Below are 25,985 nucleotides of genomic sequence, written 5' to 3' on the forward strand. Positions count from 1 at the left end.
CGCAGGACGGGGGGGCGTAGGCACCCTCCGGCGCGACGTAGTTCTACTTCATCACCTCGGCATTACGCACCGCATTGCGAGCCGTTCCAGACCGTTCGGCGGCCGACTTCGACAACGCGATCGCCACACCGCCCAGCAGCGCAGACGCGCCCAATGCGAGCAGCGAGAGCTTGTAGTCGGACGAAGCCGCGCGTACATAGCCAACCATCAGCGGCCCGAGGAACTGTCCGATCAGATTGCCCACACCGCTCACGAACGCTACGGCAGGCATGGCCTTCCTCATCGGCAGGATCTCGGTGAGCCGGGCGAAGACCAGCGGCATCAACATCTTCAGCGTGAAGCCGAGCGCAATGAACAGCGCAATCTGCAAATAGAACAGCGGAGCGGGGACGAACGCGGCCATTATCATCAGGACGCCGGTGAGCATGGTCGGAATCGCCGCATGCCAGCGGCGCTCCTGGCCATGCCGGTCCGAGCGGCGGCTGATATAGTAGATGCCGAACATCGACATCACGAACGGCGCGCCGGACAGAAAGCCAATCGTCGTTTCGCTCAGCTGTCCGTAGGACTTCATCACCGAAGGCAGCCACAGCGTCGTGCCGTACAGCAGGATCGTATTGAGTCCGAAGCCGAGCGTCAGCAGCCAGACGGCGGGTTCGTTGAAGATCGTCCACCACGGGTCGTGCTCGGGCTTCGTGTAGCCCGCCTGTTCCGTGGCGAGATCGCGGCGCAGCACGTCACGGTCGGCGGCTGAGAGCCAGCCTGCCAGGTCGAGGCTTTGCGGGATCGCCTTGAACCACACAAGGCAGAAGATCCATGCGGGCAGGCCTTCGGCGATCAGCATCACGCGCCAGTCGAAATGGGCGATCAGCGCGCCGGAAATCGGGCCGGCAAGGAAACCGCCGAGCGGTGCGCCCAGATTCCAGATACCGAAGGCGCGCCCGCGTTCGGGCCTCGTGAACCATTGCGCGAGAAGCATCGAGGTCGCCGCGTAGATCGGACCTTCGGCGCAGCCGAGCAGAATGCGCACCGCGACGATCTGCCAGAAAGTCGTCGCCACGCCGGTCAGCATCGCCGCGCCGCCGAATAGCAGCAGACAGATCGCGACGAGCCGGCGCGGCCCGAACTTCAGCGACATATAACCGCCGAGCAGCTGCGTGAAAGCATAGCCCCACGCGAACGCGCCGCCGATCCAGCCTCCCTGCACGGACGTGAGGCCCAGTGCTTTCGTCATGTGCGGCAATGCCATCGCGATGTTCACGCGATCGAAATAGGACAGCATGTAGACCGCGAAAACGATCGGCAATACGATCGTCCATCGGCCGCGGCCGACGCCTTTGAAATTGTCCGGATCGGATGGGGTCACGGTAGTCTCCTTGCATGTTGTTCTGGTGATGCGTCGCGCGAAGCGTGTTTGTGTTCATCGGGACGTTTCGCGTTGTCGCGTCCCGATGCCTGCTTCATTGATCGAGCGGGGCGCCGTCGATCGTGCTGCGCATCGACACCGGCCGGTGCAACGGCGCACGGCGATGCTCCACGTCGTCCACCAGTTCGACGCCGATACCCGGCGCGTCCGGCACCGTGATGAAGCCTTCCTTCGGCACCGGATGATTCTTGACGAGATCCGAGCCGAGCAGATTCTGCCCGGACTTGAGCACTAGGTTCTCGAAGCCGGTCGGGTATTCCTGGATCGCAAAGTTCGGCACTGAAGCGGCCACCTGCATGCACGCCGCGAGGCTGATCGGCGACAGGGGGTTATGCGGCGCGATGTCGACGTTCTGCGCTTCCGCGAGTGCGGCGATCTTCTTCGCGCCGGTGATCCCGCCGCACACGCAGACCGACGTGCGCGCATAACGTACCCCGCCGCCCGCCAGTTGCAGATGGAATTCGGCTGGCGTGCTGAAGCGTTCGCCGGTCGCGACGGGCACACGGATCGCGTGACCGACGGTCGTCATCTGCGTGTAGAACTCGGGGCGCAGCGGGTCTTCGAGCCACATCGGCGTGAGCGGTTCCAGCACCTGGCCGATCGCGATCGCTTCGGCGGGATTCAGACGGCGGTGCATTTCGATCAGCAGATCGACGTCCGGTCCCACTGCCTCGCGAAAGGCCATTACCCGCTCCTTCGCGTCGCGCACCTTGCCGGCAAAGGAGCGGAAATAAACATCGCCTTCCGGCTCGTCGAGGAACGGGTTGATATGGCCTATTGCGGTGAAACCTTCCGAGCGCAAGCGCCGGCAATCCGCGAGCACTTCGTCGAGCGTTTCGGCGTAGACGTGACCGTACACGCGCAGCTGGTCACGGTACGCGCCGCCGAGCAGTTGCCACACGGGAACCTGCAGCCGTTTGCCGAGCAGATCCCAGAGTGCGATGTCGATCGCCGACACGGCCGCGTTGACCGCGGTGCCGCGAAAATGCGAGAAGCGCTGCATCACGTTCCAGTGCCGCTCGATCTGGTTGGCGTCCTTGCCGACCAGATATTCGCCGAACTTTTCGAGGGCGGCTTTCGCCGCCTCGATGTGTCCCCACGAGCCCGCCTCGCCGAAACCGGTCAACCCGGCTTCCGTGCGGATCCGGGCGTAGAGAAACTGGCCGACGTGTAGCGCTTCGACAGAGGTGATGCGGTGAATACTCGATTTCATGGATGGATCCAGCCAGCGGCCTTGATGAGGTGATGGGAAGTCGTTGTGCATGCACCGATACCCACGCCGGTCAATCGACGCGGGTGGACGTAGTGCCGGGCCGCAGCCCAATGGCAGCGACGCTCGTCAAGGCTCAACTCTAGGTATCCGCCGATGCGTTGGGAATCAAATTCTGTAGTGTTATTTCTATATTCTCTATAGAATTAAACGATGACCCAACTTGATCTGAGTCCCGCTTTCGTCCGGCTTGCGCGCCACATGCGTGAACGAATCGTTGGCGGCGAATGGATGCCTGGGCAGTTGCTACCGGGCGAAGAAGCGCTCGCCAAAGAGCTGAAGGTGAGCGTCGGCACCGTGCGCAAAGCGTTCGACGTGCTGAGCGGCCAGGGCCTCGTCGTCCGCCAGCGAGGGCGGGGCACGTTTGTCGCCAGAGCCACCAACGAGCGCGCGTTTACGAGTTTCTACCGTCTCGTCGACCGGCGTGACGATATGCGCCGCCTGCCGGTCGATACGATCCTGCTGCGCGAGCGGGCCGCAGCCCGAGACGACGAGCGTGCCGCGCTGCGTCTCGAAGCGGGGGATCTTGTCTATCGGCTGCGCAGGCTTCGTTCGCTCGGCGAGACACCGCTGGTGCTGGAGTCGATCGCGTTCCCGTATGCACGTGTGGGCGGCAAGGAATGGGGAAGCGACGATGCCCCGGCTCACCTCGTGTATTCGTTTCTGGAGCAGCAGTGCGGCGTGTCGGTGAGCCGGGTCGAAGATCGCCTGCAGGCCTGTGCGCTCCCTGAAGATGTCGCCGCAGACTTCGGTCTTCCGGCGGGGCAGCCGGTGCTGCTGAGTATTCGCGTGGCGTTCGACCTGCAAGGCGCGCCGGTCGAGTTCCGGCGTTCATGGGCGTCGACTCAAACTCATGACTACCTGAGTGAATTGCGCTGGATTGGTGCTAATGAGGATACCTGAAGTTTTTGGCGGGACCGTGCTCGATCCAAGGCACAGAATAATGAAAACGCGAAGTTCACAATCACGCGGCTAGAGAATGGAAGGGACTTCCCCGTCCCCAGGCTGCGGAGGAAGCCTGAAGAGAAGAGTCGCACAGTGGATCGGGACCGCGCAGAGAGCTTCGGCTTTCTGGAATTCGACTTCCGTCGACTCCGCGGCGTCAAGAAGCACGTGTGGCGAGCGCACTACACGCCCAAGCTGAAGAAGCGGACGGCATTATTGCGCAAGTGCAAAGAGGTGTTCCGGCGATACCAGTCGCAGCCGGTGGATCGGGTGGTAGAACTAATCAATCCGGTGTTACGCGGTTGGGTGAAGTACTTCGCTGTTAGACATTCCAGCGAGTGCCTCAGCTTCATCCTCAGGACAGATAGCAGCTCTGATAGCGGATAGGTTTGTTTCAGGGCATCAACCAGCGTCGTCTTCTCCCGGTTGCTCAGGAGCTGCGGGTCGATGCCCATCCCTTTTTTTACCAGTTCGACGTCTTGACACGAATACCGCGCGCGAGTCCCTCCTCGCCGAGATAGCTGCCCCAGGGCCACGCGGCGATGCCGACGTGGACCGTGTTGTCGCGTGCACCGAGGCCCATCTGTTCGCTGCCAAGCCATACGAGGGGACGCAGATAGCACGCTGTCAGCTGATTGCGGCGCACCACTTCCAGTTGCGCCTCGCGAATCGTCTCCATGCCGAAGGGCACAGCCATTTCGAAGATCTTCGCGGAATTGAAAAGTCTTTTCGTGTGGTCGTCGAGGCGGAAGATCGCTGGACCCGCAGTGGTCTCGTATGCCCTGACACCTTCGAATACGGCCATGCCATAGTGGAGCGAATGCGTCAGAAAGTGGAGTTGCGCATCGCGCCATTGCACCAGTTCACCGTCTAGCCAGATCACGCCATCACGATTATGCATTGTCGATTTCATAATGCTTTTTCGATAAGTTGAGAAGATGAATAGAGTTGCTTGCCAGTTGCATCGGTGCGGTATTCCGCCAGCCAGCGTTCGCGTTTAGCCGTCGCAGCGAGCACGTTGCGCTCCTTGACATGACCGAAGCCGCGAATTTCGTCCGGCAGGTTGGCGAGTTTCATCGCGGCATCGAAACGGGCTGCGTCGAGCGTTGCGCAAAATTCGTCGACCAAGGCGAAGTACTGAGCGATCAACTCACGCTCTCTGCGGCGTTCTTCCGTCTTGCCGAATAGGTCGAATGCCGTGCCGCGCAGGAACCTGAATTTCTCGAGCACGCGAAACATCGTGAGGGTCCATTGTCCGAATCGCTGCTTTTTCAGATGGCCGTGCTCGTCGCGTTTGGCGAGCAACGGCGGCGCGAGATGAAACGCGAGCTTGTAATTGCGGCCCGGCTCGCCTTCGAACTGAGCCCGCAGCTTGTCCATGTAAGCCGGGTCCACATAGAGACGGGCCACTTCGTACTCGTCCTTGTAGGTCATCAGTTTTGCCAGATTGCGCGCGATTACCGGCGTAAGGCGCGGTTTTGCCGAGCCCATGACCGCCGTTTCCTTCGTGCGCAGCCGTTCGACCGCTTCGACATAGCGGGCCGCATAACGAGGGTTCTGGTACGTACTCAGCCGCTCGACGTTGCGCTCTATCAGCCGGTCCAGCGATTCGGGCATCTGCACGACAATGGCCTGCTGTTTTGCGGGTTGCGGCGTAAAGGCATCCACGGCTGCTTCACCGTGTTGTGCGACATAGCGTCCCCATTCGAACGCCAGACGATTCTTTTCGACGGCCACGCCATTCAGTTCGATCGCGCGATCGAGGCTGTCGTAGCCGAGCGGCAGCCAGCCGCGTTGCCAGACAAAGCCGAGCAACAGGGGATTGGCATAGAGCGTGTCGCCCAACAGCGCGAGCGCGAGACGATTGGCGTCGATGAAGTCGCAGTCGTCGCCAATGCTCGCGCGCAAAACCTGTTGCGTTTGATCAGCCGGAAAACTCCATTGGGGATCCCGCACGAACTGCGCGGTCGGCGTGGCGCCGCTGTTGATCGCCGCCTTCGTGATGCCGCGTTGCGTGCGGGCCAGCACTTCGGCGGAAGCGGAAACGATCGCATCGCAGCCGAGAATCAGGCGCGCTTCACCGGCCGCAATCCGCGTAGCGTGCAATTGCTCGGGCGCCGCGGCGATCTGCACGTGACTGAGCACGGCGCCGCCTTTCTGCGCGAGCCCGGCCATATCGAGCACGGTGACGCCCTTGTTTTCGAGGTGCGCCGCCATGCCCAGCAAGCCGCCGATGGTCACGACGCCGGTTCCGCCGACGCCTGTCACCAGCACGCCGTACGGCTTCACTAGCGAGGCTATCGAAGGTCGAGGCAGCGCCGCGAAATCGGGCAACGCGGCTGAGGGCGCGGGTTTGGCGGGCTTTTTCAACTGTGCACCTTCCGCCGTGACGAAACTCGGGCAGAAGCCTTTCACGCACGAAAAATCTTTATTGCACGACGACTGGTTGATCTTGCGCTTGGTGCCGAGCGGCGTTTGCAGCGGCTCGACCGACAGACAATTCGACTGCACCGAGCAGTCGCCGCAACCTTCGCACACTGCATCGTTGATAAAGGCGCGCTTCGCCGGATCGGGATACGTGCCGCGTTTGCGGCGCCGGCGTTTTTCGGTCGCGCAGGTCTGGTCGTAGATCAGGATCGATGTGCCCGTTATCTCGCGCAACTCGCGCTGCAGGCGGTCGAGTTCGTCGCGGTGATACACCTTCACGCCTTCTGGCAGGCGAATGTTCGCGTCGTATTTCTCCGGCTCGTCGGTCACGATCAGCACGTGCTTCGCGCCTTCCGCGACGACCTGGAACGCGATCTGCGGGACGGTGAGCACGCCGTCCACCGGCTGGCCACCGGTCATCGCGACCGCGTCGTTGTACAGCAGCTTGTAGGTGACGTTCGCGCCAGCCGCGATGGAAGCGCGAATCGCGAGCAGACCCGAATGGAAATAGGTGCCGTCGCCCAGATTGACGAACACGTGCCTCTCATTCGTGAAATGCATCTGGCCGGTCCACGCGACGCCTTCGCCGCCCATCTGGCTGAAGGTCTCCGTCTTGCGGTCCATCCACATCGACATGTAGTGGCAGCCAATGCCGGCCAGTGCGCGCGAGCCTTCCGGCACACGTGTCGAGGTATTGTGCGGGCAGCCCGAACAGAACCACGGTTGCCGCTCCGTCACGGAGCGGGGCGTGGCCGCCTCGCGTTCCTTGGCCTCGATCACCGCAACGCGTGCTTCGATCCGCGCCCGCAGATCGGCGGGGAGATCGGCCTTGGCGAGGCGCCGGGCGATCGCTTTCGCGATCAAGGCGGGCGATAGTTCGTAGTGCGCGGGCAGCAGCGTCTGCCCACGCGGCACGGACCATTCGCCGCCTTCGTCGTCGCGTTGATCGAACTTGCCGAACACTTTTGGCCGCACGTCGTCGCGCCAGTTATACAGTTCCTCCTTGAGCGCGTATTCGAGAATCTGGCGTTTTTCTTCCACCACCAGAATCTCGTCGAGTCCGGTTGCGAAGTCGCGCGCGTTCTGCGCATCGAGCGGCCATACGCAACCCACTTTCAGCACGCGTATGCCGATGCGGGCGCAGGTTTCGTCGTCGAGCGAGAGGTCGGCGAGCGCCTGCCGCACGTCGAGGTACGCTTTGCCTGCGGTCATGATGCCGAGGCGTGGGTTGGGGCTGTCGATCACCACGCGGTTCAGCTTGTTGGCGCGAATGTAAGCGAGCGCCGCGTACCACTTGTGGTTCAGTAGACGCGCCTCCTGCGCGAGCGGCGGGTCGGGCCAGCGGATATTCTGGCCGCCTTCGGGCATGTCGAAGTCTTCCGGCAGCACGATCTGCAAACGCTCCGGATCGATGTCGATCGACGCACTCGATTCGACCACGTCCGTGACGCATTTCATCGCCACCCACAAACCCGCGTAGCGGCTCATGGCCCAGCCGTGCAGACCGTAGTCGAGATACTCCTGCACGCTGGCCGGGTACAGCACCGGAATGCCGCTCGCCACGAACATATGCTCCGACTGATGCGCGACCGACGACGACTTGGCCGCGTGATCGTCGCCCGCCAGCACCAGCACGCCGCCGTTCGGATCGGTGCCGGCCGCATTGGCGTGCTTGAAGACATCGCCGGTACGATCCACGCCCGGCCCTTTGCCGTACCACATGCCGAACACACCGTCGACCTTGGCGCCCGGCCAAAGATTGAGCTGCTGCGTGCCCCACACCGCGGTTGCGGCGAGATCCTCGTTAACCCCTGGTTGAAACACGACGTCGTGTTCCTTCAGATGCTTCTTGGCTTTCCACAGACCCTGATCGAGCGCGCCGAGCGGCGAGCCGCGATAGCCGGACACGTAGCCCGCGGTATTGAGGCCGGCGCGGCGATCGCGCGCCTTCTGCAGCATCGGCAATCGCACCAGCGCCTGAGTGCCGCTCATATAGACGCGGCCTTTTTCGAGGGTGTATTTGTCGTCGAGCGATACGGAGGCAAGCGCGTCACGTAGTGGCGGCGTCAGCGGGGCGTTCATGGGGGGCGTCTCCGGGCGGCTTTATTAGAGGCGGAGTATAGGAAGCGGAATTTCCAACGTAAAATCACGAATACCGAATCCTGCTATTCGAAAAACACATGTCAAAAGACGTTACCTTGCGGCAGATGCGCTACTTCGTGGCGGCAGCCCAGAATGGGCAGTTTTCGATGGCGGCAACGGCCGAGCATGTGTCGCAATCGGCGATTACCAATGCGGTGCTCGCATTGGAGGAAACCCTGGGTACGCGGCTCTTTGAACGCCTGCCTCAAGGCGTCACGCTGACGCCGGACGGGCACGACTTTCTGAATCACGCGAGACACATACTCGACTCGGTACGCGACGCGGTCTACAAGGCGCCGTTCCGCTCGCACGATCTGAAAGGGACCGTGCGTATGGCGGCGTCGTATACGGTATTGGGCTATTTCCTGCCCGAGCTGATGGCGCGTTTTCGCGCGACGTATCCCGACATCGTGATCGATCTGCACGACCTGGATCGCGAGTCGATCGAACAGGCCGTGCTCGCCGGCGACGTCGATCTCGGGGTCGTTCTGCTGTCCAATGTCGAAAATATCAGGCGTTTCCGCCACCATGTGCTGATCCGCTCGCGCCGGCAGTTGTGGACCGCGCCGACTCATCCTCTCGCGCAACTCAATACGCCTTCGCTCGCGGATATTGCGAGCTATCCGTACATCTTGATTACGGTTGATGAAGGCGAGCAGTCGACGCTGCGTTACTGGAAGCAGAACGACGTCGAGCCGAATATCGCCTTTCGCACCAGTTCAATGGAAGCGCTGCGCGGTCTGGTCGCGCATGGTTTCGGCGTGACGATTCTGTCCGACATGGTATTTCGCCCCTGGTCGCTGGAAGGCAAGCGGATCGACGCGCGGCCCATTCTCAATGCGATTCCGCAAATGGATGCGGGCATGTTGTGGCGCAAGGGCGCAACGCTGGATACGCCGGCGGTGGCGTTTCAGCAGTTCCTCATTCATGCATGCGGGAGTTGAAAGCAGGGCATGAGCAGCCCCGGCGAGCATGACGCGGCATGCCTTGGACTGAAGCTGTTGATCCCCAGGCGTATCTGTTTTTCGCATAGCCCGACAATCGTTTCCCCTATGCACGGACGGCGGCCAATTCCCGTCGCAAAGCCGCGTCGCCATCGGCGGGAGCCGGGACGCACTATAATCGCCCCGATGCATCGATTCATTGAGAATCGATCGACGACCTTTTCGCCTTCCGTCATGCCCAAAGAGAGCGCCAGCAAACCCGTCAAGCCTGCATTGCGCAGCCGAAAATCCCCGCAGGGTTCGCCTACCGTGCAGGACGTCGCGCGTCTCGCGAAGGTGTCGGTCGGCTCGGTGTCGCGCGTGTTGAACGGTCGCGAGAATGTGGCGTCGGCCATTCAGGAGGCGGTGCGCGCCGCGATGACCGAGCTGAATTTCGTGCCGAACGTGGTGGCGCGCAGCATGCGCAAAGGCAGTTCGAGCGCGATTGGCTGCCTGATTTCCGACATCACGCAGCACACCGCCGCACAGATGGTGAGCGCCGCCGAAGAACGTCTGCGGGCAAGGGGTTTCGAGATTCTGATCGCCAATTCCCACTACGATCTCGAGCGCGAACGGGCCATTCTGTCGAGCCTGAAGCAGCGCCGCATCGACGGATTCATCGGCGCGATTTCCGACGACGAGACGCCTTCCTATTTCAACTTCCTGCATACCCTGAATATGCCGGTCGTGCTATGGGAGCGCGATGCCCAAGGCGAATTCAATTCGGTGCTGACCGATCACGCCGACGGTTGTCGTCAGGCCGTGCGCTATCTCGCTTCGCTCGGGCATCGCGCCATTGCGCTCGTGGCCGGCCACGAAAACACTTGGGTGGGCCGCGAGATGGTGCGTGGCTATCAGGCCGCGTGCGAGGTGGCCGGCATTGCGCCCGATCCGGCGCTCGTGCTGCGTACCAGTGCGTTTGACAAGGATGTCTGCCGTGCTCTGCTCACCGGCCGCGGGCGACCTACCGCCATCATCGCCACGCTGAACGACGTGGCCATCGTGCTCGAAGTGGTGCGGGAAACCGGGCTGTCGATCCCGGCCGACCTGTCGGTGATTTCCATCGGCGAGCACGAGTATTCGGGCATCGCGTCGCCGGCGTTGACCGTGGTGACGCAAAGCCCGCGCGACGTCGGCCGCGAAGCAGCGGACATGATGTTGCAGCTGATCGACGGCTCCGCGCCATCCGGCATTCGCCGCTCGAAACACCCCATGCGGATGATCGTGCGCGAGTCGTGCGGGGCGCCTCCCGGCCTGGCACGCCGAAAAAAGCGTTAGCCGGCTTCGATTCCCCAGGGTTTATCCGACCGCCAAGTCGCTTGACAGCGGATTTTTCGCCGCCGACATTGCGTGTGTACCGTAAATGAATCGATTCACCAAATCTGAGGCGCAATATGGGCGACAGAAAAAACGGGTTACAGTCGAGGCAGGAGAACAGCAAGGAAGGCGGTGCAGGCCGTCGACGGTTTATGAAAACGGCAGGTGTGCTGGCAGGTGCGGTGGCGACGGGTCTTGGTCTCGATGGCTGCGGAGACGGCGGAATCAGCGCCGCGTCCGCGCAGAGCGTGGGTGCGCCGTTGCCGGCGATCGTGCCGACGCAAACGGCGCTTGTCGTGATGCATTATCAGACCGACATCCTGGGGCTTTTCCCATCGGTCGCGCCTACGCTGCTCGCCAACACGAGCAAGTTGTGCGATGCCGCGCGCGCCAAAGGCGTCAGCATCTATTTCGCCAAGATCCAGTTCAGTCCGGGCTATCCGGAAGTCAGCCCGTTGAACAAGAACGGGCAAGGGCTCAAGCAACTTGGTCTTTTCATCGACGACAAAATCGCGCCGGAACTCGGCCAGAGGACCAGCGAACCGCTCATTATCGGGCATCGTGTGAGCGTGTTTTTCGGTACCGATCTGCAGGCGCGGCTTTCTGCCCAAGGTATCGACACGCTGATCATGGTCGGCATTGCGTCGACAGGTGTTGTGCTGTCGTCGGTCGCCTATGCGAGCGACGCGGACTTTCGCTTATATACCGTCAAGGATTGCTGTTACGACCCGGATCAGGTTGTGCACGATCATCTTTTTTCCACGGCATTCGATTCGCGCACGACGGTGCTGTCGCTCGCCGATGCCTCGTTGTTGCTCGCCTAGGCCAGCAGCAGCGCGTTCTGATCCGTCAGCCAGGGTTTCCGATATTTTTGAAAAGTTGACTCGCCGCACCAACCTCACTATTGTCTGTGAATCGATTCACGAAAAATGGCGAATCGGGCGGCATTGAAAAAACAGAGGATTTCATGACTTTCAGCAGCAGGCGTCGACAAGTGCTCCGTGCGGGCGCCGCGGGCATCGCGGGGCTTTCCCTGCCGTTCGCATTCGAAGGCCGCGTCTTCGCGGCCGAAGCAGGGGTGCTGTCGGTCGCCATTCCGAGCAATCCGCAAACGCTCGATCCGATCAACCAGCCGAATCACGACGTGATGGCGATCAACCAGCTGATCTTCGAGAATCTGGTCGGCATCGACGCGCGCGGCCAACGGGTGCCGCAACTGGCGCGCGCATGGACCATTTCGACGGACAAACTCACGTACACGTTCGATCTGCAGCGCGGCGTGAGTTTTCAGAACGGCCAGCCGTTCACCTCCGCCGATGTGAAATACAGCTTCGACTACGTGCTGAATCCCGCGAACAAAGCGTTCCGCCGCCCGTTCTGGACCGTGATCGAATCGGTCAGCGCACCGGACGCGCACACCGCCGTGATCCGCCTCAAGCGTCCTTACCGGCCGTTGCTCGACTACATGTCGAAGTACATGGGTATTTTCCCCGTAGGCAGCCGCGAGCAACACCCGGCTGACTATTTCAGGCAGACGCCGATCGGCGTCGGTACCGGCCCCGCAGTCTTCGTGCAGTCGAAGGCGAACGACTTTGTCGAGTTGAAGCGAAATCCTGCTTACTGGGGAAGGGGCGAGCCACATTGGGACAAGGTAGTGTTCCGCATCATTCCGGAAGAATCGTCGCGGCTTGCGTCGCTGATGTCGGACCAGACGCAGATCATTAGCGCGCCGCCGGCCCAGACGTTCGCGCAGATCCGCACGTCGGCGGGCCTCGCGGGCGACAGCCGGCCCTCGCCGACCAGCCCGCTGATGATGTGTCTGAACAATCGCAAGGCGCCGTTCGACGATCCGGCATTTCGCCGTGCGGTATCGCTCGTGCTCGACCGGGTCAAGGTCTGCCGCGATCTGTGCTACGGCGCGGTGAAGGCGAGCAGCATGCCGTTCGCGCCAGAGTCCTCGTGGTATGACGCGGGCTCGGCCGCAAGTCTGGCGTTCAATCTGGACCAGGCGCGAGCGGCGTTGAAAAGCTCGAAGTATGCGAGCGGCGCATCGTTCGATCTGCTGTACGTGCAGCCTGCGTATCTGATCGATACAGCGTCGACGGCGCTGTTCATTCAGGCGCAACTGGCGTCGCTGGGTGTGCGCGTCAATCTGCGCCCGCTCGATTTCGGGCAGATGATCTCACAGGTGCTAGTCGGCAACCACGCTGCGGCTTTGACCGGCTTCATCGCGCCACCGGAGCCAACGTATCTGCTCAATGCGCTGTTCCGGCCAACCGAAAGTCTCTGGAAAGCGAGCGGCTACGAAAGCGCCGAACTGCTGAAACTGATCGACGACAGCTATCTGGTCGACGATCCGGCCGCGCTCAAGCCGATCCTCGCGAAAATTCAACAGGTGCTGGCGCGCGACTGTCCGGCCGTCTGGATCGGCGCACTGGAAGTGCAGAACCTGTGGCGCAGCAACGTCAAGGATTTCCAGGTGAACACCGGCTTCTCGCTGAAGCTCGACAACGTTTATCTCGCGAAGGCATGAGGTCGATATGAAAGCCGTTTCGAGGCTGTTTTCCTCCATGCTCGTGCTGCTTGTCGTGAGCGCATTGCTATTCGCCATGTGTCGCGCGACACCCGTGTCGCCCGCGCGCCTGACGTTGGGCAGCGACGCCAGCGTCGAACAGATTGCCGCGTTCAATCATCAATACGGACTCGACCGGCCTGTCGCCGCGCAATACGGCCGCTGGCTGAACGGTGCGCTCGCGCTCGACTTCGGCAAGTCGTACGCGACCGGCAACCCGATCGGCCCGCAAATCGCCGATACGTTGCCGAATACCATCGAGCTCGTCACGCTGTCGTTCGTGTTCACGATCGTGGTGTCGATCGTGCTCGGCACCGTGGCAGCACTGAAAGAGAACAGCGGCACGGACCATCTTCTGCGAGCCGTGGCGATCGTCGGTTTATCCGTGCCGTCGTTCTGGCTGGGGTTGCTGCTAATCCGCTATGTCGCTTTGAAGACCGGCTGGTTTCCTGTGGGCGGCCTCACGCCCTGGTCGGACGGCATGGCGTCGCATCTGCTCGCACTGGTGCTGCCCGTACTGACGATGTCGGTGTACTACATCTCCGTGTTGAGCCGCCTGGTGCGGGCGAACATGGTCGACGCACTTTCGCAGGATTATGTGCGGACCGCCAGAGCGCTCGGTTTGTCGCCGTCGCGTATTCGCCTGTATGCGCTGAAGAACGCGTTGCCTTCGCTGGTGAGCACGGCCGCGATGAGTTACGGCTATATGTTCGGCTGGGCGTTGATCGTGGAGCAGATTTTCAATTTGCCGGGCGTCTCGCGTGCGTTGCTCACGGCGATCTTCCAGCGCGACTATCCGACCGTGCAGGCCATCGTGCTCGTGATCACGACGATCTTCATCGCGTCGAACACGTGCGCCGACGTACTGCACGGTTATCTCGACCCGAAGGCGAACCGAACATGATGGCTGATTCATCCCTACCCAACGTGCAACGCAAACCGTCTGCGCTCGGCACATGGCTTGCATCGGCCGGCCACTTGCTGCGCGCGCTGATGCGCGAACCGGCCGGTGCGATCGGTCTCGTGACGATTGCGCTACTGGGCGTGATCGCAGTGTGCGCGCCGTGGCTGCCGTTGAAAGACCCGCTGCAGCTCTATATCGAACATCGCCTGGAAGCGCCGAGTGCGGCGTTCTGGCTCGGCACCGACCAGGTGGGCCGCGACATTTTGAGCCGCACGATCTGGGGCGCTCGCGCGTCGCTGTCCATCGGACTGTGCGCGGTCGCCATCGGCCTCATGCTCGGCACGGGCATCGGCCTCGTGGCGGGCTACAAGGCCGGCTCCTGGCTCGACGAGACGCTGATGAAAGTGATGGAAGTGCTCGCGTCGATTCCGCTGTTGATCTGGGCGATCGCGCTCGTCGGCATTACCGGCACTGATACGCTGCATGTTGGATTTCTCGCCATTTCGAATGAAACCAAGCTCGTGCTGTTGATCGGCGTGCTCTATGCGCCGGGTCTTGCACGGCTCACTCATAGTCTCGCGAAGACCGAGTCGCAAGCGGAGTATGTCGCCGCACGGGTTCTGCAAGGCGCGAGCGGGGCGCGCATCATGTTCTCCGACGTTTTGCCCAACATCATTTCGCCGGTGCTGATCCAGGCGTCGTTGCTGCTCGGCGTGACGATCATCGTGGAGGCGTCGCTCAGTTTCATTGGACTCGGCGTGCAACCGCCGACGCCGAGTTGGGGCGCGATGCTCTCCGACGCACGCGCACTGATTTTCACCGACAACTGGTGGGTATCGGTGTTCCCGGGCGCTGCGGTGTTCGTCAGCGTGCTCGCCTTCAATCTGTTCGGCGACTCGATGCGCACCATTCTCGATCCGCGGCGGCGCAATGCGCATGCGGTGAATGTGCCGGGAGCGTCGCTATGAACGAAGCGCTTCTGTCGATTGAGAACCTGCGCGTCACGTTCGGTTCGGGTAAGACGCAGACCGAAGTGTTGCATGGACTCGATTTGCAGGTGGGACGCGGTGAAGCGGTCGGTCTCGTCGGCGAATCGGGTTCGGGCAAGAGCGTCGCCTCGCTGGCGGTGCTCGGCTTGCTTGGCAACGCGGGGCGCATCAGCGGCGGCCGGATCATGCTGGATGGCGAAGACGTGGGCCGTGCGTCCGAGGCACGCATGCGGGCATTGCGCGGACGGCGCATCTCCATGATCTTTCAGGATCCGGCGACGGCGCTCAACCCCGCCTTCACGATCGGCGCGCAACTCGCCGACGTGATCCGCGCCCACCGTCCGCTGCGCGGCCGCGCGATACGCGACGAAGTGCAGGCCGTGCTCGCGCGCGTCGGCTTCAAAGACCCGCGCACCACCGAACGCGCGTATCCGCACGAACTCAGCGGCGGCATGAAGCAGCGCGCGATGATTGCCGCCGCGATTGTCTGCGAGCCGGCGCTGCTGCTCGCGGACGAACCTACTACCGCGCTCGACGTGACCGTGCAGGCGCAGATCGTCGAATTGCTGCGGACGTTGGTGGACGAGATGGATCTCGGCCTCGTGTTCATCACGCACAACCTCGACCTGATGGCGGAATTGTGTTCGCGCGCCGTCGTGCTGAAACAGGGGTACGTGGTCGAAGCCGGCCCGGTGGAGGACATCTTTCTGCGGCCTTCGCACGACTACACGCGGCATCTGATCGCCAGCATTCCGCGTTTGCCGGCTACGCGTGCTGCGGGCCGTCATCAACCTGAGGAGCCCCGCGATGTCCGCTAACGTGCCGAATGCCGCCTTGGCCGCGCAGCCGATCTTCGCGCTGCGGGAGGTCGGAAAATCCTATGCGCTGGCGCGTTCCCCGCTCGAGCGCATGTTCAACCGGCGCCGCTTTCATGCCGTGTCGGGCGTGACGCTCGAGGTGGCGAAGGGCGACGCGCTCGCTATCGTCGGCGAAAGCGGCAGCGGCAAATCGACTGTCGCGCGCATGATGGTTGGCCTCACTGCACCGACCACCGGCTCGATCTGTTTCAGAGGCGACGCGCTGAACTCAATGACCCGCGCGCAGAACGCGACGTTTCGTCAGCGCGTGCAGATGGTGTTCCAGAGCACGACGAATTCGCTGAACCCGCGCAAGATGATTGCCACGACGCTGGCGGAAGCAATTGGCAACGACGGCGTGCCGGTGCGTGAATTGCTCGACATGGTGCGTTTGCCGGCATTCGTGCTGGCGCGCTATCCGCATCAACTGTCGGGCGGTCAGCGCCAACGCGTCGGCATCGCGCGGGCGCTCGCGCGCCGTCCGGAACTGGTCGTTGCCGATGAACCGACCTCCGCGCTCGACGTATCGATTCAGGCGGAGATCATCCGGCTGCTGCGCGATCTTCATCAAAGCGCCGGTGTCTCGCTGGTCGTGATCAGCCACGATCTGGCGCTGGTCGGCGAGCTGTGTCAGCGTGCGGTGGTCATGCGGGAAGGGCGTGTCGTCGAAGCGGGCGCCGTGGATCAGGTGCTGTTCGAACCACGCGAGCGCTACACGATGGAGTTGCTGGCGGCGATCCCGAAAGGCATCGGCCGGCGCCCCATAGGGATGGGACCAGAGTAAGTGTTAAAGCACTAACTCTGGTCGACAGAGGAGAGGCGGTCCGAGCAGTAGAGAAAAAGATCCGGGTCAAGCAGTGAGCCGGCCCACCTTGGGATATTTCTTTAGCCCAATGGTGAATCGATTCATTTGCTATCATCAATCGATCGCTAGCCGACCGGGGTGGCGCGATTCCTTGTTTGGAGAAGAGCGGTGAAGGAAAAGTTATTCATCATGGCGGCTCTGCTGGGCGGGAGCGGTCTCGTTCATGCGCAAAGTTCAGTCACGCTGTACGGGATCATCAACGAGGCCATCACTTACTCGTCGAATCAGGGCGGCCATAGCGCGGTGCAGCTGACCGGCAACGGCGAATACGGCAGCCGCTGGGGACTGCGAGGCGCCGAAGAACTCGGCGGCAACACCAAGGCGATCTTCACGCTGGAGAACGGCTTTAACCCGGTCAACGGCGCGCTCGGTCAGAACAACCGCATGTTCGGACGCCAGGCCTTCGTGGGTTTTTCGAATCCGGACTACGGCACGCTCACGTTCGGCCGCCAGTACGATGCGATTGTCGGCACCTTGCAGACGATGACGTCCAACGGTGCCTGGGGAGGCGTGATGTTTTCACATCCGTACGACAACGACAACACCGACGACTATCTGCGCGTCAATAACTCGGTCAAATACGTCTCGCCGAATCTGAAGGGTTTCACCGGCACGGCGATGTACGCGTTCAGCAACGCGCCCGGCGCCTTTGCGAACAATCGCATGTGGTCGGTCGGCGGTATCTATTCGCAGGGCGCTTTTTCGATTGCAGCGGCGTACTCGCTCTACGACGAACCGGGCGTGAACACCACGGCGAACGTGAACACCAACGGCGCGATCACCTGCTGCGATGCGCCGATCACGTCCAGGCGCGAACAGATTGCGGGCATCGGTGCGTCGTATGTGATCGGACCGGCCAAGCTGAGCCTGATGTACAGCAATGCGATCTACAACAACGTCGGCACGACGTTGACGAGCGGCATCAACTACCGCTTCAACAACTATGAAGCGAATGCGCGTTTCACGCTCGATCCCACACTGTTCTTCGGCATGGCCTACACCTACACGAGCGACAACATCACCGGCGGTCCGGGCGGACCCACGCAGGTGCACTGGCATCAGGTCAATCTGCTGGTCGACAAGTTCCTCTCCAAGCGCACCTCCATCTATACCGAGGTGATCTATCTGCGCGCGGCGGGTGGCGGCTTTCCGCGACCCACGGGCGGACCGTTGCCGGCGACCTCGAACGGCCTGCTGGCCTCGCAGATTCAGACCATGTTGCCGTCTTCGGGGCAAAACCAGACCGTGGTCAGCGTCGGACTCGTGCACAAGTTCTAGCAGCGCTGCATTGACCGGCGCAAAGCGGCAACGCGTTTGCGCCGCATCGACTAACAAGCAAGGTGTGTAATGACTGAAAGACTTTACCGGGCCGGTGTCGATATCGGCGGGACCTTCACTGATATCGTCGTGATCGGCGATGACGGCGTGATTCATACGAGAAAGGTTTCGTCCACGCCCCAGGACTACGGCATTGCGATCGTCGCGGGTTTGCAGGCATTGCTGGCCTCGCTCGACGCACAACCGCGCCAGATAACAGAGCTGGTTCATGCAACCACCATCGCCACGAATACCGTGCTCGAAGGCAAAGGCGCGCGCACGGCGCTGATCACCACGCGCGGCTTTCGCGACGTGGTGGAGATCGGCCGCCTGCGCGTGCCGATGCTCTACAACCTCGCGTATCAGAAGCCGGAGCCGCTCGCGAAACGCCGGCACCGTTACGAGGTCGACGAACGGCTGCTCGCCGACGGTTCGATCGACACGCCGCTCGACGACAAGCAGGTGCTGGACATCGCGCAACGTATCGCCGACGAGAAAATCGAAGCGGTAGCGATCAGTCTGATCCACGCGTATGCGAATCCCGAACACGAGATCCGCATCCGCGATCTGCTGCGCGGCGTGTTGGGCGACGCCGTCTATCTGACCTGCTCGCACGAAATCTTGCCGGAGATCCGCGAATACGAACGCACCAGCACGACCGTCGTCAACGCGTATCTCGGACCGGTGGTGGTCAGCTATCTGCATTCGCTGATCGACAAGCTGCGCGGCATCGGCATGACCGGCCCAGTGCAGATCATGCATTCGAACGGCGGCGTGATGAGCGCGGCCATGGTCATGCAGAAGCCGGCCACGATCATCGAGTCCGGGCCGGCGGCCGGCGTGATCGCGGGCGCCTCGGTCGCCGCCGCATCGGGTTACGCCGATTGCATTACGGTGGACATGGGCGGGACCACGGCGAAGGCGGCCATCATCGAGAAGGGCGAGCCGGCGCGCACCACCGAATACGAGGTCGGTGCGGGCATCAACGTCAGCAGCAAGCTCGTCAAGGGTGGCGGCCACGCGGTCAAGCTGCCGTTCATCGACGTCTCGGAGATCGGCGCGGGCGGCGGTAGTCTGGTGCGAATCGACGCGGGCGGACTCGTCAAGGTCGGCCCGGATTCGGCGGGCTCGGTGCCCGGGCCCGTATGCTACGACGCGGGCGGCACGATTCCGACGCTCACGGACGCCGTGCTGACACTCGGCTATCTGAATCCGGCGTTCCTTGCCGGCGGCGAGTTGCGCATCAACCAGCAGAAGTCGCTCGAGGCCATGCGTACGCAGATCGCCGAGCCGACGCACACGGATCTGTACGAAGCCGCCTATGGGGTTTTCTCGATCGCTGCCTCCACGATGACGCGCGCGGTGAAAGCCGTGTCGACGTATCGCGGCCGCGATCCGCGCGAATTCGCCTTATTCGCTTTCGGCGGCAATGGCCCGGTGATCGTGCATGCGATCGCCGAATTGCTCGACATGAAGACGGTCATCGTGCCGCCGAGCCCCGGCGTGTTCAGCGCGCTCGGCCTGCTGTTCTCATCGACACAACACGAGTTCATGCAGACGATGTTCTGCCGCCTCGATCATTCGGCCGCGGTGGAATTGGGCAACACGCTCGAAGACCTGGTGGCGCGGGCCACGGCGGACATGACGGCGGAGGGTAACGCGTTCGACGATATCGCCGTGACGTGCGCGCTGGATTTGCGCTACACAGGTCAGGCATACGAATTGACTGTGCCGATCGAATGGCATGCCGGTCAGCCGCTCGACATTGCGCCGATCGCCGCCGCGTTTCATGCGGAACACGAACGCACCTACGGACATGCATCCGCGGACGAGGTGATCGAACTCGTCAATCTGCGCGCGGTCGGTTCGCTGCGCTCACAGAAAGACCACGCCTACGACGCGCAACGCGCCGGCGGCAGCCGGGCGAGTTCATCAGGGGCGCGCGCGCCGTTGCGGCGCCGGGCGTATTTCGGTAAGACCCATGGCTTTATCGACACTCCAGTGATTTCGCGTGCCGATCTGCGCGCCGCGCCGATGATCGGCCCGTTGATCGTCGAAGAGTATGACTCGACTTGCGTCGTGCCGCCGAATGCCGGCGCGTGCGTCGATGCCCACGAAAACATTGTCATCACGTTTCTGGAGCAATCCGTATGACTACCCAGCAGGCCGCTTCCGCGGGCACCGATGCCATCACGCTTGAAATCGTCAAGAACGCGCTCGGCTCGATCGCCGACGAAATGGCGCTTGTCGTGCTGCGCACGGCGTATTCGCCGATCGTGCGCGATTCGATGGACTTCTCCACCGCGGTGTTCGACCGCACCGGCCGCGTGATCGCGCAGGGCCTGACCTTGCCGATTCACCTCGGCGCGTTTCCGGCCGCGATGGACAACGTGGTGCGCCGTTTCGGCACGGCCGGCAAGCCCGGCGACATCTACATCATGAACGACCCGTACACGTCGGGCGGCATGCATCTGCCGGACGTGTATCTGATTCAGCCGGTGTTTTACGCGTCGCGTATCGAAGGCTATGTCGCGACCATTGTCCATCACGCCGATATCGGCGGCATGGCGCCGGGCAGCATGGCGATCGGCGCGACGGAAATCTATCAGGAAGGCTTACGGATTCCGCTAATGAAGCTGTGCGATGCGGGCGCTGTCAACGACGCGCTCGTCACGCTGCTGGAAACGAACTCGCGCATGCCGGGCCAGTTGCGCGGCGATCTGCGCGCGCAGGTGGCCTCGTGCAAGGCCGGCGAGCGCGGGCTCGTGCAGTTGCTCGACAAATACGGCGCGGATGGTTTCGGACGCCTGGTCGAAGCGTTGCACGATTATGCGGAACGCCTGACTCGCCAGGCCATCGGCGCGATGCCCAATGGTGAATACCGGTATGAAGATTTTATCGACGGCCTGGGCGATACGCCCGTGCCGATCGCGTTCCGCGTCAAGGTGACGGTGGCGGACGACACGATCCGCATCGACTGGACCGGGACCGATGCGCAGGTGCAGGGCGCGATCAACGGTCCGTTCGCGACCACGCAATCGGTCGCGTATGCGGCGGTGCGCTGCGCGATCGGCGTCGATGTGCCGAACTGCGAAGGTTTTTCGCGGCCCGTGGAGGTCTACGCGGAAAGCGGCTCGATTGTGAATCCGGTGGAACCGGCCGCTTGCGCGGCGCGTGGGATTATCGCTTACCGGATGTTCGACGTGCTGCAAGGTGCCTTTGCGCAGATCGTGCCGGATACGATTCCGGCGCTGGGTGAGGGCGGGCCGTCGGTCGTGTCGATTTCCGGGCGCAACCCGGATGGCGAGGGCGGCGCGCGTGGCGGCAACTGGCTGATTACCGACGGCGTGCTCGGCAGTTGGGGCGGCGGTCGCAATGACGGTTGCGAAGGCATTGCGAATCCGCTCGGCAATCTGTCTAACCAACCGGTCGAACTGATTGAGGCACGGCTGCCGCTCAAGATCACTGAGTACGGCTTCGTAACCGACTCGGGCGGCGCGGGCCGGCATCGCGGCGGCCTCGCCATGCGCCGCGCGTATGAATTGCGCAGCGACCACGCGTTGCTCGGGCTGCGTTCGGACCGGCGCGCGCATCGGCCGTCGGGTTCGCATGGCGGGTTGAGCGGATCGCCGTCGCTCAATCTGCTGACCCGCGACGGTCAAAGCACCTTGCTGCCGACCATGCCGAGCACCGTGACCGCGCTTCTCAAAGGCGATCGCTTCTGCCATATCGCGGCGGGCGGTGCGGGCCATGGGGATCCGTTGACGCGCGCGCCGGAAGCCGTGCGTGAGGACGTGCTGGACGACCGCATCACGGAGCAGATGGCGCGCGAAGTGTACGGCGTCGTACTCGAAGGCGCGCGGCGTGACATAGACGGGCAGCGCACCGCCGAGATGCGTGGGCGCCTTCAGACGCTTTCCGGGCAGGAGCGCGTCGCGAAGCAGGAGGCGCTGTTCCTGCAATCGACCGGTGCCGATGCTGCGGCTATCGGCAAACTCTGACCACGACAGGGCGTTATCTATGTCCGCTTCAACTATCGAGTCGGTCGTCGACACGCAACGCGTGCGCTTGCTGCGCCCCAGTTGGGCCGAGCTCGACTATGGCGCCATTGCGGCGAATCTCGCGGTCGCGCGTGAACAGGTGGGACAGGCTACGAAAATCTACTTCGTTTGCAAGGGCGACGGATTCGGCTTCGGTGCCGCGAAGGTAGCGCGCCTCGCGGCGCAAGCGGGGGTCGACGGCTTTTGCGTCGGTAGTCCGGAAGAGGGCGTGGCGATTCGCAACGCAGGCATCGATCGCGAGATTCTGCTGTTCGCCGCGACCTTGCCGGAGGATGCTGCGCAGGTCGCCGCGTTAGGACTGACGGTGACGATCCAGAGTCACGAAAGTCTGCGTGCGTTCATCGATGCCGGCGTGGCCGTCGATGCGTTCATCGAGATCGATCCGGGCTTCGGGCGCTTCGGTTTTCTGCCGTCGCAATGGCAAACCGCGTTCGAGGCACTGCGCGATCAATCGACCGTGCGGCTCAAAGGCGTCTACACGCACCTGAGTTCGCCAGAGAGCGATGACGTGACGCGCCGGCAGGCCGGCGTGTTCGATGCCGCGCTGGCCGACGCGCGCGCGGCGGGATTCGATAACGTAACGGCGATGCTGGCGAGCTCGCGCGTCATGCTGGCGCATCCGCATCTTGCGTATCAGGCGGTCGACCCCGGGCGGTTTCTATACGGCGCGCTCGACGCCGACTGGATGGCGCGCGCGCCGCTGCGGCCGATGTTGCGGGCTGTGCGCGGGCGCATCATTCACGTTCAGGAGCATCCGGCCGGATCCGTGCTTGGGATCGGCTATGCGGAACCGATCCGGCTCGAACGCGGCGTGCGCATCGGCGTAGTGCCGATCGGTTTCTGGGACGGGCTGAATCATGTGCCGCCGCTGGGCCGCGCGCTGGTGCACGGACAGGCGGCGCGCATTCTTGGGCGCCGCTCGTTCCAGCATACCGTGATCGATATCACGGAGATTGCGCAGGCCCGGACCGGAAGTGTCGTCACCTTGCTGGGTCAGGACGGCGACCAGTCGATAACGATCGACGAGATGGCGGAAACGCTGCGGCTGCCAGTCATGGAGTTGATCCCGCGGCTAGTGAGGAGCCTGCCTCACGTCGGCGTGAAAGCGACGGATCTGCCGGGCAATAACCGATGTGCCTGTCGCCTACCAAACTGACTCGAATGGCAGTTGTGCATCAGAACCTGCCGGCGAAGGCGGCTGACCTGAAGGGCGAGGACGGGTCGACTTCTGCCGAATGCCGTCGGATCGACGACAACCTCCGTCGCCGGTTCAGCATCGGACCGCGTGCGGCCAGTTCCGGACACTGGAATCACGCCAAGCAGGACATTCGAGCGTCTGCTTATTCTTCGACTACGGACTTTCTCCTGGCGCTGACGATTACATATCGTTCAATACCCTTTCCAGCCACCCATTTCTGAAAGTGAGATCTCGCGTCCGCGCTGTAATAGTGGCAGCCCAGCAAGATCAGCCCTTCAGCGTCTTGCTCCCGTTCTTTCGCGGAGGTTTTGGAAGCGCGCGCCGGGGCGAGCAGGCGTCCGAGCCGGCTCTCTGAGCAATCTGTTTTCTGGTTCAGTGCGCTTGCTACGGCCCGTGCGCCGTGAATCGGCAGCGATCTCAGATATACATCTCCCCGTTTGCTGATGCCGAGCAGTACCTGTTTCCCGCCACTCGAATGCTGACGCGGCACGAGTCCAATCCACGCCGCCATCTGCCGGCCGCTTGCAAAACATCGGGCGTCGCCTACTGAGGCGACCAGCGCAGTGGCCGTGATGGGGCCGATGCCGGGAATCCGGGCGAGTCTGCGGCATGCTTCGTTCTCCCGATGCCAGATCTTTATCTGGCCTTCGAGCAGAGCCACCTGCCGGTCCAGTTCATGCAGATATTCGAGTTGATGCGCGACCAGTTGCCGGAATGGACCAGGCAGTTCATTGCTGGCCCCTTCCAGAAGCTCAGGAACATCCTGAAACAGGTGATTGATGCCCTGAGGCAGAACCAGGCCGTATTCGGCAAGCAGACTGCGAATCTGATTGGCGTGCGCGGTACGCGCGGTAACGAAACCCTGCCGGACCCGATGCAGCGCCAGGATCGCCTGGTGCTCAACGCTCTTGACAGGCACAAACCGCATGTTGGGTCGCGTTACCGCTTCACAGATTGCCTCAGCATCCGCGGCATCATTTATGGAAGCGATCGCGGCAGGTGATGCGTGGGACTCCTTCGGAGCACAGTTGCGCAGCATCTTGCCGTCGAGCAGTCACTGCACTTCGCTCACCACTGTTGCGGCGCGAGTTGTATCGCTTTCTGTTTGGAGGCGCGGCTTGTTCAAGCATTGCCAGGACCGCGCTGGAATGTGGCTGACAGTATCCGCGAAAAAGTCGTATTCGGATGCCCAACGTTCGCGATAATGGAACGGAGATTCATGTTGAATTCTCCGATGCAATCTCCCTAAAGCTGATAACTGCTGACCGGATTTTTCGGTATCGCTAACGGCATCGTCGCTACCTGATCGGACGGAAGAGCCATCGACGCAAGGACCCCGCCCGCAGGCTGACCGTCGAGTGGGAATGATCGGGTGGTGATTCGATGCCAGTTCGCAAGGACCGGATCGGAAGCGCCCGCGTGGCATTTTCTGGTCTGTCCAGGCGATTGACCTTGCTGTATGGGTAGGATGATGGGTAGGCCATCGTCAGGCAGAGTGGGAGTCAAACCCGGCGGGACTTTGCGGGCCACTGTTGGAATCGGCTGCCTTCCGCCAGACATGGCTTCCGGGCAATTCCGATATCTTCCGAAAACGTCCTCCAGATTGCTGATTTCAAAGCGGTTTGTGGGTAACGACGTGCTTGCTGCTTCCATCAAGGTCCCGCACAGCGTAACTATGGTGATGTATACGCAAAATCAGCGGATTCGCCAGGAGGCGCTATTCCACGGCGTGGGCAGATGGTTCGAACATTGGGTCGGTGATATAGATTCCACGAGTGGTGTTCCGTTAGTCAGCCGTCGCGGCGGCCGTGGACGGCGCGTTGCTGATCCCAACGTTCCAGCGTTATTTCAGTCGCGCCGTCGAGCATTTCCAGGTTAATCGTTCATTGCAGCGCCTTTTGCTCTACATTTTCCGCCGTGGCGGTATCAACTATATGTGGCACGGTGATATCTTTGGTTCGACGAGGTCGGATAGATAGGTGACAATCCACAGATCGGTCGAGGCTATTTCGGCATTCGGGAAAGGGAGCAAGGGGCGCGCTCACTCGAAAGGGAGCGGCATGCTGCAGCAAATGCATCCACGTATTACTGTCCAGCGCGCAATTGCGGCTTATATAGTCGCGATCCTCGCTGGCAGTCTGGCCGTCGCGGCGATTTTTCTGGTGAACTGGTTGCGTGCGAATGGTTACGAGCCGTCACGCGATCATCATCTCTTTGCAGCGACATTCCTGTTCCCGTTGTTGATCGCGGGCGTCATTTCGCTTGTGGGGATAGCCCCGATCCTGCTACCTATCTATGTGTTTTGCATAATTGCTATTCAGAAATGGACGATACGAAGTTGGGCGGCCTTCGTAGGTATGGGCATCGTCTTTTCTTCCGTGGCGTGGTCGGTAGTGTCCGCGTATTACTGCTTGAGATCGACTTGTTCCACCATCACGCTGGCGTCCATCGCCCACATCCCGCTCGAATCCATGGTCGGAATAGTCGTCATCGGCGCAGCAAGCGGCTTAGCGTGTCGGAGCGTGCTGGTGCATTGATCCCCGCAAGTCCTCTCTCGATGATCGTGACTTAACGGTTGTTCACGACGTGCGACTGTCCATTGTCTGGAAAACTGACCAGCCGTTGTGGGTCGGTTTATGCCTTGCGTGTACCGGGTGCAGTCAGCGATCCATCGAGGTATCTATCGGACGGCGTTCGGCCAGTTTGGGACGT

The 25,985-nt window shown here is 62.0% G+C and carries 18 protein-coding genes and 3 pseudogenes; 16 read left to right on the forward strand and 5 right to left on the reverse strand.

Annotation, left to right across the window (positions count from 1 at the left end; all coding sequences use genetic code 11):
• Window positions 1-43: 43 nt before the first annotated feature.
• A complete protein-coding gene (locus PQQ95_RS31795) occupies window positions 44-1,366 on the reverse strand; it encodes an MFS transporter (protein WP_408445014.1) in 1,323 nt (440 codons plus the stop codon).
• Between the two features lie 94 nt (window positions 1,367-1,460).
• Complete coding sequence (locus PQQ95_RS31800) at window positions 1,461-2,639, reverse strand: mandelate racemase/muconate lactonizing enzyme family protein (RefSeq protein ID WP_408445016.1); 1,179 nt, start codon at window positions 2,637-2,639, stop codon at window positions 1,461-1,463.
• A 210-nt stretch (window positions 2,640-2,849) separates the two neighbouring features.
• Between PQQ95_RS31800 and PQQ95_RS31805 the strand changes: the two genes are divergently transcribed.
• Both PQQ95_RS31805 and PQQ95_RS31810 read left to right on the forward strand, forming a co-directional pair.
• A complete protein-coding gene (locus tag PQQ95_RS31805) occupies window positions 2,850-3,599 on the forward strand; it encodes a GntR family transcriptional regulator (RefSeq protein WP_408445019.1) in 750 nt (249 codons plus the stop codon).
• 312 nt (window positions 3,600-3,911) lie between these two features.
• Window positions 3,912-4,028, forward strand: coding sequence for a group II intron maturase-specific domain-containing protein (locus PQQ95_RS31810; RefSeq protein ID WP_408445073.1), 117 nt, complete (start codon window positions 3,912-3,914; stop codon window positions 4,026-4,028).
• A 79-nt stretch (window positions 4,029-4,107) separates the two neighbouring features.
• Here PQQ95_RS31810 and PQQ95_RS31815 read toward each other — a convergent pair.
• Together PQQ95_RS31815 and PQQ95_RS31820 are read right to left on the reverse strand one after the other, a co-directional pair.
• Window positions 4,108-4,554 (reverse strand): annotated as a pseudogene (locus PQQ95_RS31815) (aminotransferase class IV); the annotation flags it as partial.
• Window positions 4,551-8,150 carry an indolepyruvate ferredoxin oxidoreductase family protein gene (locus tag PQQ95_RS31820; RefSeq protein ID WP_408445022.1) on the reverse strand — a complete coding sequence of 1,200 codons (3,600 nt, stop codon included), beginning with the start codon at window positions 8,148-8,150 and terminating at the stop codon, window positions 4,551-4,553. The gene PQQ95_RS31820 and the pseudogene PQQ95_RS31815, both read right to left, overlap by 4 nt.
• Window positions 8,151-8,248: 98 nt before the next feature.
• Here PQQ95_RS31820 and PQQ95_RS31825 point away from each other — a divergent pair, with 98 nt between their 5' ends.
• The 12 genes from PQQ95_RS31825 (at window position 8,249) to alr (ending at window position 23,231) form a co-directional block, all read left to right on the forward strand.
• Window positions 8,249-9,154 carry a LysR family transcriptional regulator gene (locus tag PQQ95_RS31825; protein WP_408445025.1) on the forward strand — a complete coding sequence of 302 codons (906 nt, stop codon included), beginning with the start codon at window positions 8,249-8,251 and terminating at the stop codon, window positions 9,152-9,154.
• Window positions 9,155-9,388: 234 nt separating this feature from the next.
• Window positions 9,389-10,471 carry a LacI family DNA-binding transcriptional regulator gene (locus PQQ95_RS31830; RefSeq protein WP_408445027.1) on the forward strand — a complete coding sequence of 361 codons (1,083 nt, stop codon included), beginning with the start codon at window positions 9,389-9,391 and terminating at the stop codon, window positions 10,469-10,471.
• A gap of 191 nt (window positions 10,472-10,662) precedes the next feature.
• Window positions 10,663-11,334, forward strand: a complete 672-nt coding sequence (locus PQQ95_RS31835) for a cysteine hydrolase family protein (RefSeq protein WP_408445029.1) — start codon at window positions 10,663-10,665, stop codon at window positions 11,332-11,334.
• A 143-nt stretch (window positions 11,335-11,477) separates the two neighbouring features.
• Entirely contained in the window at window positions 11,478-13,043 is a 1,566-nt protein-coding gene (locus PQQ95_RS31840) for an ABC transporter substrate-binding protein (RefSeq protein ID WP_408445032.1), read from the forward strand.
• A 7-nt stretch (window positions 13,044-13,050) separates the two neighbouring features.
• Window positions 13,051-13,986 (forward strand): ABC transporter permease, encoded by a 936-nt coding sequence (locus PQQ95_RS31845; RefSeq protein WP_408445035.1) that lies wholly within the window; start codon window positions 13,051-13,053, stop codon window positions 13,984-13,986.
• Complete coding sequence (locus tag PQQ95_RS31850; RefSeq protein ID WP_408445038.1) at window positions 13,983-14,954, forward strand: ABC transporter permease; 972 nt, start codon at window positions 13,983-13,985, stop codon at window positions 14,952-14,954. Before PQQ95_RS31845 ends, PQQ95_RS31850 begins: the two co-directional genes overlap by 4 nt.
• Window positions 14,951-15,793: an ATP-binding cassette domain-containing protein gene (locus PQQ95_RS31855; protein ID WP_408445040.1), complete on the forward strand. Its 843-nt coding sequence runs from the start codon at window positions 14,951-14,953 to the stop codon at window positions 15,791-15,793. Before PQQ95_RS31850 ends, PQQ95_RS31855 begins: the two co-directional genes overlap by 4 nt.
• Window positions 15,783-16,616: an ABC transporter ATP-binding protein gene (locus PQQ95_RS31860; RefSeq protein WP_408445042.1), complete on the forward strand. Its 834-nt coding sequence runs from the start codon at window positions 15,783-15,785 to the stop codon at window positions 16,614-16,616. Before PQQ95_RS31855 ends, PQQ95_RS31860 begins: the two co-directional genes overlap by 11 nt.
• 189 nt (window positions 16,617-16,805) lie before the next feature.
• Window positions 16,806-17,975, forward strand: a complete 1,170-nt coding sequence (locus tag PQQ95_RS31865) for a porin (protein ID WP_408445045.1) — start codon at window positions 16,806-16,808, stop codon at window positions 17,973-17,975.
• Between the two features lie 69 nt (window positions 17,976-18,044).
• Entirely contained in the window at window positions 18,045-20,168 is a 2,124-nt protein-coding gene (locus PQQ95_RS31870) for a hydantoinase/oxoprolinase family protein (RefSeq protein WP_408445047.1), read from the forward strand.
• Window positions 20,165-22,015 (forward strand): hydantoinase B/oxoprolinase family protein, encoded by a 1,851-nt coding sequence (locus tag PQQ95_RS31875; protein WP_408445049.1) that lies wholly within the window; start codon window positions 20,165-20,167, stop codon window positions 22,013-22,015. The genes PQQ95_RS31870 and PQQ95_RS31875 overlap by 4 nt, the downstream gene beginning before the upstream one ends.
• Window positions 22,016-22,034: 19 nt before the next feature.
• Window positions 22,035-23,231 carry an alanine racemase gene (gene alr, locus PQQ95_RS31880; protein ID WP_408445052.1) on the forward strand — a complete coding sequence of 399 codons (1,197 nt, stop codon included), beginning with the start codon at window positions 22,035-22,037 and terminating at the stop codon, window positions 23,229-23,231.
• 184 nt (window positions 23,232-23,415) lie between these two features.
• Here the strand turns inward: alr and PQQ95_RS31885 are convergent.
• A pseudogene (locus PQQ95_RS31885) lies at window positions 23,416-24,318 on the reverse strand (IS110 family RNA-guided transposase); the annotation flags it as partial.
• Between the two features lie 745 nt (window positions 24,319-25,063).
• On the opposite strand from PQQ95_RS31885, the pseudogene PQQ95_RS31890 reads away from it, so the two are divergent.
• Together PQQ95_RS31890 and PQQ95_RS31895 are read left to right on the forward strand one after the other, a co-directional pair.
• A pseudogene (locus PQQ95_RS31890) lies at window positions 25,064-25,243 on the forward strand (lipid II flippase family protein); the annotation flags it as partial.
• A 90-nt stretch (window positions 25,244-25,333) separates the two neighbouring features.
• Window positions 25,334-25,810 carry a hypothetical protein gene (locus PQQ95_RS31895; protein ID WP_408445055.1) on the forward strand — a complete coding sequence of 159 codons (477 nt, stop codon included), beginning with the start codon at window positions 25,334-25,336 and terminating at the stop codon, window positions 25,808-25,810.
• Window positions 25,811-25,985: the final 175 nt, after the last annotated feature.

The organism is Paraburkholderia caffeinilytica (assembly GCF_046030355.1).
Lineage (GTDB): Bacteria > Pseudomonadota > Gammaproteobacteria > Burkholderiales > Burkholderiaceae > Paraburkholderia > Paraburkholderia caffeinilytica_B.